Here is an 11,774-nt window from a genome sequence, read left to right on the forward strand (position 1 = left end):
GTCCACAGCGCGCCCAGCGCCTGCAGCGCGCGCAGTGCCGGTCGCGGCAGGCTCAATCGGCCTCGTTGGGGATCAGCAGCCACAGCACCAGGTACACCAGGATGCCCGGAAACGCCGCCGAGGCCAGCGAGACCAGCACGAACAGGACCCGCAGCAACGTCGGGCTCCAGCCGAAACGGTGGGCGATGCCGCCCATCACCCCGGCGATCATGCGGTCGTTGAGGGATCGCGACAGCGTGCGTGGGGCGGTGGTGTTCATGCGGGTGATCTCCTGCGGTTTTTGCGACAGGCTAGCGCACCGGCTGTGTAGCCGGTGCGTTGGCGTCGCGTCCGGCCAGCCAGCTGGAAATGGTGCCCGGCACTTCCCGCTGGGCGCGGCCGGAGACGTAGATGCCGATATGCCCGCCGCGGAAGCTGCTTTCAGTGTAGTCACGGCTGCCGAGCCGGCCTGCCATGGCGCGCGAGGCGTCCGGCGGCACCAGGTGGTCCTGCTCGGCGTAGATGTTCAGCACCGGCAGGGTGACCTGGCGCAGGTCCACCTGTTCCTCGCCGATGCGCACGCCGTCGTGCATCAGTCCATTGCCCTGGTAGAACTGCTTGATGAAGTCGCGGAAGGCTTCGCCGGCCAGGTCGGGCGAATCGAAGATCCACTTTTCCATGCGCAGGAAATCCTGCAGCGCGGCCTTGTCGTCGAGGATGTCCAGCAGCCCGACGTATTTCTGGATGTTGAGCCGGAACGGCTTGAGCATCAGGTAGCTGGCATTCATCAGGTCGGCCGGGATGTTGCCCAGCGTGTCGACCAGCAGATCCACGTCGACCTGCCGCGCCCAGTGCGAGAGCATGTTGTCCGGGGTGTGGAAGTCGACCGGGGTGACCATGGTGATCAGGTTGGCCAGCTTGTGCTGGCGCAGGGCCGCATAGCAGAGCGCGAAGACGCCGCCCTGGCAGATGCCGAGCATGTTGATCGGCGCGCCGTCATTGGCGGCCAGCAGGTGGTCCACCGCGCCGTCCACGAACCGCAGCAGGTAGTCCTCCAGGGTCTGGTACCGCTCGGAGCGGTCGGGGTAGCCCCAGTCCAGCACGTAGACGTCGTGGCCCAGCGCCAGCAGGCGCTGCACCAGCGAACGGTCGGCCTGCAGGTCGACCATGTAGGGCCGGTTGACCAGCGCGTAGACGATCAGCAGCGGGGTGCGCTGGACCGGCGCCTGCTCGCCGATGAAGCGGTACAGGGCGACCTTGCCGTCGCGCCACACTTCCTCGCGTTGGGTCGCGCCGTAGTCCACGTCCTCTACCGAGGGCAGCAGCTTCAACCCGTCCATCAGCTTGCGCTGCATCGACAGGGTTTCCTGCAGCAGGTCTTCGGCATTGAAGCCCAGCGGTCCCTTCATGGCGCCGCCTTGCCTGCGCGCGGCTTGGCTTCAGCCTTCCCCGCCGGCTTCTTCGCCACCTTCTTCGTGGCCTTTTTCGCCGGCCTGGCGGCCGCCGGTGCCGGCGCGGCGGCAGCGGCCATGCGTCGCACCAGCCGCTCCAGTTCGGTGATGCGCCGGTGCGCGGCATCCATTTCGGTGCGGGTCGGCAGGCCGACCGCCTCGCACAGCCGCTCGACCTCCTGCTGCGCGCCCGCGCGCAGGCGCATCTGCGCATTGCCCAGCGCCGCATACACCTGCTGGAAGGCCTCGGACAGCGCGACCTTGGCGTAGGCATCCTCGGCCGCTTCGATCCACAGGTCGAACAACGCGCGCGCACTGGTCAGCTGGTTGCCCGGCGCTTCGTGTTCGGCCAGGCGCTGCTCGAACAGGGCGAAGGCGTCGTCCAGCGCCTGCTTGATCTGGTCCACGTAGTCGCCCGCGTGTCCCTGGAATTCCTGCTGGGCGCGCAGCAGCGCCTGCCAGCGCGCCTGGTGTTCGCGGCCGGGGCCGAACGCCGGGCTCTGCAGCCATGGGCCCAGGTCCTGCTGCAGGCGCTCCAGCAGGGCCAGCAGGTCCGGCCCCCCGGGCTGGGTGTGGCCACGCGCGCCCTGCAGCATCCACTTCAGCAGGCCGTCGCCCTGCCCTTCAACCGCTTCGCGCCAGGCCTGGGCGATGTCAGCACTGCTGGCGTCCTGGCCGGCAAAGCGCGCGGCCACCTGCTGCATGGTGCCGTACCAGCCGCCGGCCTGTTCGCGGAAGCGGTGCACGGCGTCCGCGGACTGGCGGTTGCCCGGGCTGGACATCAGCTGCGCCCAGCCTTCGATGGTCTGCTGCCAGCTGCCCGGCGCGGCGGCGTCGCCGGCCCCCGGAGCGGCCGCGTGCCGCAATGCATCGCCCCAGGCGCTGAAGTACTGCCGCGCCAGCGTCTCGAAGTCGCCGGCGTCATGGCCGCTGCCGGCCGTGCTCACAGCAGCGCTCCACGGCGACGGGACAGGCGCGACGGCATGCTCGGGCTCCGGCTCACGGCTTGGGGATGCGCAGGGTCTTGCTGATCATCAGCGACCCGGACAGGGCGAACAGCAGCACCAGCGGGTGCAGCTGCCACGGCCCGAGCTGCCAGCGACCCAGCCACAGCTCGTGACCGATTGCACCCGTGCTCGCGGCAACCGCCAGCACCACCACCATCGCCAGGCTGGTCGGGATCGGCGTGCCCTCGAAGTACGGCACCTTGTCGCCCTCGCCGGCCAGCGCCTCGGCGGTGACGTTGTAGCGCGCCAGGCGGCTCACCCCGCAGCAGACGAAATAGCTCAGCACCAGCCAGTCCCAGCCGCCCTGCATGCCGCAGGCATAGGCCAGCGCGGCCGGGGCGACGCCGAAGGAGATCACGTCCGAAAGCGAGTCCAGCTCGCGGCCCAGGGTCGAACTGGACTTGCGCCAGCGCGCGATGCGCCCATCCAGCGCGTCGAAGATGAAGGCCAGCGGGATCAGCGCCATGCCGAACAGAAGGTAGCTGCGCTCGCCGTCCTGCAGGAAGCGCATCGCCGCGAACACCGCACCGGTACCGCAGAAAGCATTGGCCAGGGTGAACCAGTCGGCCAGCTGGAACTCGCGCAGCATCGTGAAGTGACGTTTCATGGAAGCTCGATTGGCGGCAATACCGAAAGAGTACCGCGAGCAGGCCAAACCGCGACAGCCTTCACGGTCCCGACGGCCTTCGCATGGCGCTCACGCGACCGCGACGTGCGGTGAATTTTTCGCCACCCATCTTGACAGCCATGGGGACTGGTCGATGCCGGGGCTTATCCACAAACTTACGCACCGGTCATCCACACCCCCTGTGGATAACGCGGGGGTTCCCTACAGACGGGTGAAGGACCAGCCCTGCATGGCGCCGTCCCGGTACGGCATCACGCCGTGGAACGGGCGCGGGTCGGCGTCGAACACCATCGGCAGGAACTGGCGGTCGCCCTCCCACAGCGGCAGGGTCTCGAGCTTGTCCACGTCCACCCATTCGAGGGTGCCCTCGGGGTTCGAGGCAAACGGCGTTCCGGTGAAGTCGTCGATGACGAACACGAACCCGAACCAGTCCTCGCCTGCCTTGCCGAACCCCGGCCAGCTGATCGTGCCGCGCATGCGCATGCGGCCGCATTCGATGCCGGCTTCTTCCAGGATCTCGCGGCGCATGCCGGCGGCCACGTCTTCGTCGCGCTCGACCTTGCCCCCCAGGCCGTTGTACTTGCCCAGGTGCTGGTCGCCGGGGCGGGCGTTGCGGTGGATCATCAGGGCCTGGCGGCCATCGGGCGACAGCACGTAGCCCAGCGTGGCTACGATCGGGGTATAGGGCATGGGTCAGCTGGCAAGTTGGGTGCGGCGGGTATCGGAAGGTGCCGGTGCGGCGTCCTGGTCGCGGCGCAGGGTGGCCACGCCGTGGCCGCGCTCGGCCAGGTATTCCAGCCATTTGCCCAGGAAGGTGTTCATGCGCATGCGATGGCTGATCAGCTCGGCCGGCGGCGGGTACATGCCCACCACGTCCTGCCAGCGGCGCCCCACGTAGCAATGGGTGGTCTCGGCCTGGCGGGCGTCGCGGTACAGGCGCACGTAGGCGGACGGGTCGGGCTGGCCGGTGACCGGGTCGGCGAAATCGTAGGTCAGGCGCAGCTCGACCGTGTACCGGTGGCACTCGATCACGTCCAGGCGCACGTCCAGGCCATCGCCCACCGAGGACACGTAACTGCCGGGGGCCAGCTCGGCCGGTCCGAACAGCCGCACCAGATGGCGGTAGTTCTCGGCGTACAGGCCCATCAGCCAGCTGAGGCGGCTGAGCCGGGGGATGCGTTCGATGCGGGGCGATGCCTGGGCCATGAATCCGATCCTACACGTTGGTAGCACCAACGTGGGGACGCACCCCGCGCGCCGGTAGGTCACGACCGTTGGTCGTGATCCCTTCCGTTAATACAGTTCGCGGCGCAGCCCCAGCGTGGTCAGCACCTTGCTCGAGATCTCCTCGATCGAGGTATGGGTGGTGCTCAGGGTGGGAATGCGCTCCATCCGGAACATGGTCTCGGCGGCGGCGACCTCGCGGCGGCAGGTGTCCAGGTTGGCGTACCGCGAGTTCGGGCGGCGCTCCTGGCGGATCTGCTGCAGGCGGTCCGGATCGATGGTCAGGCCGAACAGCTTGCTGCGGTACGGCCGCAGCCGTGCCGGCAGGCGGTCCTGCTCCAGGTCCTCTTCGGTCAACGGATAGTTGGCGGCGCGCACCCCGTAATGCAGGGCCAGGTAGATGCAGGTCGGGGTCTTGCCGGCCCGCGACACCGCCACCAGGATCACGTCGGCGTCGTCATAGTTGATGGCGATCCCGTCGTCGTGGGTCAGCGCGAAGTTCATCGCGTTGATGCGCCTGTGGTAGGTCTCGAAATCGACCATGCCGTGGGCCTGGCCGACCCGGGAATGGCGGTTGACCGCCAGTTCGCGCTCCAGCGGTTCGATGAAGGGGGCGAACACGTCGAGCATCAGCCCGCCGCTTTCGGCCAGGATCATGCTCAGCCGGCTGTCCACGCAGGAACTGACCACGATCGGCCGGACTTGGTAGCGCTCCCCGGCCGCCCGGATCCGTTCGCAGGCTTCGCGGGCCTTTTCCGGATCGTCGATGAACGACATGCGGTCGGTAATGAAGCTGAATCCGGAGAACTGGGTCAGCAGGCTATGTCCAATGGTTTCAGCGGTGATACCGGTTCCATCGGATACGTAGAACACCGGACGGATCGTCGACATACGGCTTTTAACCCCTCTGAAGCTTAAAAATGCCGTCGATACAAGCTTGTGCCGATGGCGGTATGCCCGGCATCATATCGGCTTCTTCCTACGGACGTGGCCATTAAGCCCGCCTCGGGCGATGGCCAAACGGAGCATCGCGCTTGAACGAGAATATCCTGTGGTTGCACGAACTGCGCCTGGCCGACCTGGCCCGCGTAGGCGGCAAGAATTCGTCGCTGGGCGAAATGATCGGCAATCTTGCCGGGCTGGGGGTGTCCGTTCCCGGCGGTTACGCAACCACCGCTGAAGCCTTCAAGGACTTCATCGCGCACAACGATCTGTCCAAGCGCATCTTCGACAAGCTGGCCACGCTGGACGTGGAAGATGTCGCCGCGCTCACTGCGGCGGGCAAGGAGATCCGGGGCTGGGTGATCGACGCTCCGCTGCAGCCGCAGCTGGACCAGGACATCCGCAGCGCCTACAAGCAGCTGTGCGACGAGAACGGCGGTGGCGACGTGGCCGTGGCGGTGCGCTCTTCGGCTACCGCCGAAGACCTGCCCGATGCCTCGTTCGCCGGCCAGCAGGAGACCTTCCTCAACGTGACCGGTGCCGACGATGTCGTGCACAAGGTCAAGGAAGTGTTCGCCTCGCTCTACAACGACCGTGCCATCGCCTACCGCGTGCACCACGGTTTCAAGCACGAAGACGTGTTCCTGTCCTCGGGCGTGCAGCTGATGGTGCGTTCGGGCGTGGGTTCGTCCGGCGTGCTGTTCACCCTGGACACCGAGTCGGGCTTCCGTGACGTGGTGTTCGTGACCTCCAGCTTCGGCCTCGGCGAGATGGTCGTGCAGGGCGCGGTCAACCCGGACGAGTTCTACGTCTACAAACCCACGCTCAACGCCGGCAAGCCGGCCATCCTGCGCCGTTCGCTGGGCAGCAAGGCGATCCGCATGGTGTATTCGGACGTGCCCGGCGAGCGTGTGCGCATCGAAGACACCCCGGTCGAGATCCGCAACACGTTCTCGATCAGCGATGAAGACGTGCAGGAGCTGTCGAAGCAGGCGCTGATCATCGAAAAGCATTACGGCCGCCCGATGGACATCGAGTGGGCCAAGGACGGGGTGAGCGGCAAGCTGTTCATCGTGCAGGCGCGTCCGGAGACGGTGAAGTCGCGCGGCCATGCCACGCAGATCGAGCGCTTCGCGCTGAACCAGAAGGACGGCAAGGTGCTGGCCGAAGGCCGCGCGGTGGGCGCCAAGATCGGTGCGGGCGTCGCCCGCGTGGTCAAGTCGCTGGACGACATGGCGCGCGTGCAGCCGGGCGACGTGCTGATCGCCGACATGACCGACCCCGATTGGGAGCCGGTGATGAAGCGGGCTTCGGCCATCGTCACCAATCGCGGTGGCCGTACCTGTCACGCGGCGATCATCGCGCGTGAGCTGGGCGTGCCGGCGGTGGTCGGTTCGGGCAATGCGACGCAGGTGCTGCAGGACGGCCAGGAAGTGACGGTCAGCTGCGCCGAGGGCGACACCGGCTTCATCTACGAGGGCAAGCTGGACTTCGAGCGCACCACCACGGACCTGGGCAACATGCCGCCGGCGCCCCTGAAGATCATGATGAACGTGGCCAACCCGGAACGTGCCTTCGACTTCGGCCAGCTGCCGAACGCGGGCATCGGCCTGGCCCGCCTGGAGATGATCATTGCCAGCCACATCGGCATCCATCCGAACGCGCTGCTGGAGTACGACCGCCAGGATGCGGCGACGAAGAAGAAGATCGACGAGAAGATCGCCGGTTACGCTGATCCGGTCAGCTTCTACGTGAACCGCCTGGCCGAAGGCATCGCCACGCTGACCGCGTCGGTGGCGCCGAACCCGGTGATCGTGCGCCTGTCGGACTTCAAGTCCAACGAGTACGCCAACCTGATCGGCGGCAGCAATTACGAGCCGCACGAAGAGAACCCGATGATCGGCTTCCGCGGCGCGAGCCGTTATGTCGATCCGAGTTTCTCGGCGGCGTTCGCGCTGGAATGCAAGGCCGTGCTGCGCGTGCGAAACGAAATGGGCCTGGACAACCTGTGGGTGATGATTCCGTTCGTGCGCACGCTGGAAGAAGGCCGCAAGGTCGTCGAGGTGCTGGAACAGAATGGCCTGAAGCAGGGCGAAAACGGGCTGAAGATCATCATGATGTGCGAGGTGCCGTCCAACGCGCTGCTCGCCGATGAGTTCCTGGATATCTTCGATGGCTTCTCGATCGGTTCCAACGACCTGACCCAGCTGACGCTGGGCCTGGACCGCGATTCGTCGATCGTGGCGCACCTGTTCGACGAGCGGAACCCGGCGGTGAAGAAGCTGCTGTCGATGGCGATCAAGGCGGCACGTGCCAAGGGCAAGTACGTCGGCATCTGTGGGCAGGGCCCGTCGGATCATCCGGACCTGGCCGAATGGCTGATGCAGGAAGGCATCGAGTCGGTGTCGCTGAATCCCGATACGGTGGTGGATACCTGGCTGCGGCTGGCCAAGCTCAAGGCCAAGGGCTGATAACGAAAAACCCCGCGTCGGCGGGGTTTTTTTTGTGTCGGACACCCCGGTTACCTGCACGTAGAGCCACGCCCTGCGTGGCTGCTCTCCGTTCCGGCACGGCGAAGCGTCTCCGTTCGGGCACACCGCAAAGCCACGCAGGGCGTGGCTCTACGCTTCGATCTGCTCCGCGAAGCCACGCAGGGCGTGGCTCTACGCTTCGATTGCCTGGGCGCTTGGGTAGTCGGTAAATCCGGCGTCGGCGCCGCCAAAGAAGGTGGCCTTGTCCGGGGCGTTCAATGCCAGGCCCTGCTGCAGGCGGGTCGGCAGGTCCGGGTTGGCGATGAACGGTCGGCCGAAACCGATCAGGTCGGCCCAGCCCCTGGCCAGCGCTTCTTCGGCGCGCTCCACGGTGTACTTGCCGGCGTAGATCAGGGTGCCGCGGTAGATCATGCGCAGCGCTTCCTTGAACGCCACCGGCATCACCGGGGCGTCTTCCCAGTCGGCTTCGGCGATGTGCAGGTAGGCCACGCCGATGCTGTCGAGGAGGTGTGCGGCGGCGAGGTAGGTGGCCTGCGGGGTGTCGTCCACGGCGCCCTGCAGGGTGGTCAGCGGGGCCAGGCGCACGCCGACGCGGTCGGCGCCCACTTCTGCGGCAACGGCTTCGGCGACTTCGCGCAGGAAGCGCAGGCGGTTCTGCAGCGACCCGCCGTAGGCGTCGGTGCGCTGGTTGGACCCGGAGTCGATGAACTGGTTGATCAGGTAGCCATTGGCCCCATGCAGTTCCACGCCGTCGAAACCGGCATCGAGGGCGCGTCGCGCCGCCAGGGCGTAGTCGCGCACGATCTGCGGGATCTCGGCAACCTCAAGTGCCCGGGGCATGGAGTGCTGGACCATCTCGCCCACCCCACCCTGCGGCCCGGTGCCGGCCACGTCGACGAACACCTTGACCCCGTCGGCCTGCAGCGCCGAGGCCGACACCGGCGCGGCGCCGTCGGGCTGCAGGGCAACGTGCGAGACCCGGCCCACGTGCCACAGCTGGGCGAAGATGCGGCCGCCTGCTGCGTGCACGGCGTCGGTGACACCGCGCCAGCCGGCGACCTGGGCGTCATCGTGGATGCCCGGGGTCCAGGCGTACCCCTGCCCCTGCGGGCTGATCTGGGTGCCTTCGCTGACGATCAGCCCGGCCGAGGCGCGCTGGGCGTAGTACGCGGCCATCATCGGGGTGGCGACGTTGCCGCTGGCGGCCCGGGAACGGGTCATCGGCGGCATGACGATGCGGTTGGGCAGCGTCAGCGCGCCCAGCCGGTATGGGGTGAACAGCATGGGGGAGATCCTTGGTAAACGACTGTGCCAAGGATGGGGACGGCCGGACGTGGCAAAAAGCGCCATGGCGGCAAAACTGTTGTGCCGTGGGTGCAATGATCAGATGCCGGGGACGCCCCCACCCCCCCGACGTAGAGCCACGCCCTGCGTGGCTGAGGCAGTTCCCGATCCAATGCAGCCACGCAGGGCGTGGCTCTACGCGCGACTGCCTGCGAGCTGGTTGTACGCCGCACGCACCGTTTCGTACCCGTACTGCTTTTCCAGCCGGCGCACGATGAAATGGCCACGCGCCATGTCCTGGTAGTAGTCGGTGAACATGGTGTTGAGGGTCGCGCCGGCGACCGCACCGATCACCGGCACGGCCTGCGCGGCGAACTTTTCGGTGACCACGACGCCGAAGCGTGCGGCGACCTTCTCCACGATCTTGGCCAGCCACTTGCCGGCCTCCTTCGGGGTCAGCCCGATCATCACGCCACCACCGCCCACCGCCGCGCCGGCCAGTTCGGCCGACAGGTGGCGCATGACCTCGGCAGTGAAGCCGCGGGTGATGTAGTAGCCGGTCTCGCTGGCATCGTCCTGGCCGGAATTGCCGCCCAGCGCGAACACTTCCAGGCAGGCGTGGCGGGTGCCCATCTCGCTCAGGTCGAAGCCTTCGCTGCGCGCCACGTCGGCGACCGAGCGCATCATGATGGTGGTGGACACCGGCAGTTCCAGGAACAGCGCGGTGAAGCCGAAGGCGCCGCCCAGCGCGCCGGTGGCCGCCGCAGCCGCCTTGTGCCAGCGCGTCGAAGCGGCCTTGCCGGGCGTGTTGTCCATGCTCCACAGCGCGGCCTGGGCCGATTTGAACAGCGCCGCCTCGACCGCGCCATGGATGCGCCGCGACACCACTCCCGGCAGCTTCCTGACCGCGAACTCCAGCGGCGAGCCGATCAGGTTGGCCATCTTGGCGGTCAGCGTCGGCGATTCGAGCAGCGCGACCGCACGCTCGAGGTCGGCCCAGTCCTTCGACGCGGGCGCGATCTTCGCTTCCAGCGGCGGCGGGAGGATACGGACGATATGGCTCATCAACCGATCATACCCCCGCCAACGCACCGCAACCTACCGGTAGCGCCGGCCGTTGGCCGGCCCTCATGAACGTCGTGCGCATGCGAGGACCTTCAGGCCCCCGGAAGCCCCGACAACGCCCCCATGAACTGCCGATAGTGGCGCAGCTCGGCGATCGAGTCGTGCACGTCGCTCAGCGCGGTGTGGCTGGAGGTCTTGCCCACCCCCGCGGCCACCGACGGCGCCCAGCGCCGCGCAAGTTCCTTGACCGTCGACACGTCAAGGTTGCGGTAATGGAAATACTTTTCAAGCCGCGGCATCTCGCGGTGCAGGAAGCGGCGGTCCTGGCAGATCGAGTTGCCGCACATCGGCGAGGCGCCGGCCTTGATCCACTGCGCCAGGAAATTCACGGTCTGCGCCTCGGCCTGGGCCAGGGTGACCTGGCTGTCGACCACGCGCTGCCACAACCCCGAACGGCGGTGCTGGTTGCGGTTCCATTCGTCCATCGCCTCCAGCCGCTCCAGCGGCTGGTGGATCGCCAGCTCCGGGCCTTCAGCCAGCACGTTCAACTGCGCGTCGGTGACCACGGTGGCGATCTCGATGATCGCGTCGTTGTCGGTATCCAGACCGGTCATTTCCAGGTCGATCCAGATCAGTCGTTCGCCTTCCGCGCCGATATCCGCCATGTGTCCACGCCTTGTCTACGAGGAGGCCATGATATCGCGTAGTTGCGGCCGGCGTTACGGCAGCAGCAGCGGCGGCTTGCCGCGCTTGGCGCGGAAATAGTTGGTCAGGCGGGTACTCGCATCCATGGCCAGCACGCCGCCATGCACGTCCACGCGGTGGTTGTGGCGCGGATCGCCGAGCAGGTCGAACACGCTGCCACAGGCGCCGGTCTTGGGGTCGCTGGCGGCATAGACCAGCCGCTCCACCCGCGCATGCACCACCGCCATCGCGCACATCGCGCACGGCTCCAGGGTCACGTACAGGGTGCTGCCGAGCAGGCGATGATTGCCGAGCGCCCTGCCCGCGCGCCGCATCGCCACGATCTCGGCATGGGCGCTCGGGTCGTGGTCGGCGATGTTGAGGTTCCAGCCTTCGCCCAGCACGTTGCCATCGGCAGCCACCAGCACCGCGCCGACCGGGATCTCGTTGAATTCGCGTTCCGCACGTTCGGCCAGCTGCAGCGCGTGCCGCATCCAGTATTCGTCCTGGTCGTGCACCGGCACGCCCAGCGGCGGCGGCGCGGGCAGGCGCTCAACCATGGCCGTCGGCCCTGCGCAGGAAGGCTTCGAACGCGGCCAGGGTGGCTTCGCTCACGTGATGCTCGATGCCTTCGGCGTCGCGCCGCGCCGAATCCGGGTCAACGCCCAACGCCAGCAGGAACCGCTCCACGGTCTGGTGGCGGGCGCGCATCTGGACCGCCAGCGCTTCGCCGGCCGGGGTCAGGAACACGCCGCGGTACGGGCGCTGGATCGCCCAGCCCTCCTTAACCAGGCGCTTGAGCGCCTTGGCCACGGTCGGCTGCGCAACGCCCAGCCGGGTGGCGATATCGACCTGCCGGGCCTCGCGGCCGTCCGCGATCAGGTCGGCGATGAGTTCCACGTAGTCTTCAACCAGTTCCGAGCGTCGCGCCTCACGCACCTGCACGAAGCCCTCGACGTGCACCTGGGCATCGATGAGTGGACTGGGCGTCTTGCGGGCGGGAGGCGACATGCCCCCA

At 67.4% G+C, this 11,774-nt stretch carries 13 protein-coding genes; 1 reads left to right on the forward strand and 12 read right to left on the reverse strand.

The genetic code is table 11. From position 1 onward, the window contains the following. Nucleotides 1-52 precede the first annotated feature (52 nt). The 7 genes from RWO33_RS04670 to RWO33_RS04700 form a co-directional block, all read right to left on the reverse strand. Entirely contained in the window at nucleotides 53-259 is a 207-nt protein-coding gene (locus tag RWO33_RS04670; RefSeq protein WP_068852656.1) for a PspC domain-containing protein, read from the reverse strand. 31 nt (nucleotides 260-290) lie between these two features. Beyond that, complete coding sequence (gene phaC / locus RWO33_RS04675) at nucleotides 291-1,388, reverse strand: class III poly(R)-hydroxyalkanoic acid synthase subunit PhaC (RefSeq protein ID WP_314102602.1); 1,098 nt, start codon at nucleotides 1,386-1,388, stop codon at nucleotides 291-293. Beyond that, nucleotides 1,385-2,377, reverse strand: a complete 993-nt coding sequence (gene phaE / locus RWO33_RS04680; RefSeq protein ID WP_314102604.1) for a class III poly(R)-hydroxyalkanoic acid synthase subunit PhaE — start codon at nucleotides 2,375-2,377, stop codon at nucleotides 1,385-1,387. Before phaE ends, phaC begins: the two co-directional genes overlap by 4 nt. Nucleotides 2,378-2,429: 52 nt before the next feature. Further along, complete coding sequence (locus RWO33_RS04685; protein WP_314102606.1) at nucleotides 2,430-3,044, reverse strand: CDP-alcohol phosphatidyltransferase family protein; 615 nt, start codon at nucleotides 3,042-3,044, stop codon at nucleotides 2,430-2,432. 222 nt (nucleotides 3,045-3,266) lie between these two features. Further along, complete coding sequence (locus tag RWO33_RS04690) at nucleotides 3,267-3,755, reverse strand: 8-oxo-dGTP diphosphatase (protein ID WP_145481746.1); 489 nt, start codon at nucleotides 3,753-3,755, stop codon at nucleotides 3,267-3,269. 3 nt (nucleotides 3,756-3,758) lie between these two features. After that, nucleotides 3,759-4,271: a DUF1249 domain-containing protein gene (locus RWO33_RS04695; RefSeq protein ID WP_314102609.1), complete on the reverse strand. Its 513-nt coding sequence runs from the start codon at nucleotides 4,269-4,271 to the stop codon at nucleotides 3,759-3,761. Nucleotides 4,272-4,358: 87 nt separating this feature from the next. Beyond that, nucleotides 4,359-5,180 carry a pyruvate, water dikinase regulatory protein gene (locus RWO33_RS04700; RefSeq protein ID WP_145481744.1) on the reverse strand — a complete coding sequence of 274 codons (822 nt, stop codon included), beginning with the start codon at nucleotides 5,178-5,180 and terminating at the stop codon, nucleotides 4,359-4,361. A gap of 143 nt (nucleotides 5,181-5,323) precedes the next feature. Here RWO33_RS04700 and ppsA point away from each other — a divergent pair, with 143 nt between their 5' ends. Further along, nucleotides 5,324-7,702, forward strand: coding sequence for a phosphoenolpyruvate synthase (ppsA, locus tag RWO33_RS04705; protein WP_314102611.1), 2,379 nt, complete (start codon nucleotides 5,324-5,326; stop codon nucleotides 7,700-7,702). A gap of 192 nt (nucleotides 7,703-7,894) precedes the next feature. On the opposite strand, the gene RWO33_RS04710 is transcribed toward ppsA, so the two are convergent. The 5 genes from RWO33_RS04710 to mntR all read right to left on the reverse strand — a co-directional run bounded on the left by RWO33_RS04710 (nucleotide 7,895) and on the right by mntR (nucleotide 11,767). Further along, nucleotides 7,895-9,007, reverse strand: coding sequence for an alkene reductase (locus tag RWO33_RS04710; RefSeq protein WP_314102612.1), 1,113 nt, complete (start codon nucleotides 9,005-9,007; stop codon nucleotides 7,895-7,897). A gap of 195 nt (nucleotides 9,008-9,202) precedes the next feature. Beyond that, nucleotides 9,203-10,072, reverse strand: a complete 870-nt coding sequence (locus tag RWO33_RS04715; RefSeq protein WP_145481741.1) for an EcsC family protein — start codon at nucleotides 10,070-10,072, stop codon at nucleotides 9,203-9,205. Between the two features lie 92 nt (nucleotides 10,073-10,164). Further along, nucleotides 10,165-10,737: an oligoribonuclease gene (gene orn, locus RWO33_RS04720; RefSeq protein WP_145481740.1), complete on the reverse strand. Its 573-nt coding sequence runs from the start codon at nucleotides 10,735-10,737 to the stop codon at nucleotides 10,165-10,167. Between the two features lie 54 nt (nucleotides 10,738-10,791). Next, nucleotides 10,792-11,316, reverse strand: a complete 525-nt coding sequence (gene tadA, locus RWO33_RS04725) for a tRNA adenosine(34) deaminase TadA (RefSeq protein ID WP_314102614.1) — start codon at nucleotides 11,314-11,316, stop codon at nucleotides 10,792-10,794. Further along, nucleotides 11,309-11,767 carry a manganese-binding transcriptional regulator MntR gene (gene mntR, locus RWO33_RS04730; protein WP_314102616.1) on the reverse strand — a complete coding sequence of 153 codons (459 nt, stop codon included), beginning with the start codon at nucleotides 11,765-11,767 and terminating at the stop codon, nucleotides 11,309-11,311. The genes tadA and mntR overlap by 8 nt, the downstream gene beginning before the upstream one ends. Between the last annotated feature and the right edge of the window lie 7 nt (nucleotides 11,768-11,774).

The organism is uncultured Stenotrophomonas sp., assembly GCF_963519925.1.
Classification (GTDB): Bacteria; Pseudomonadota; Gammaproteobacteria; order Xanthomonadales; family Xanthomonadaceae; genus Stenotrophomonas; species Stenotrophomonas maltophilia_AE.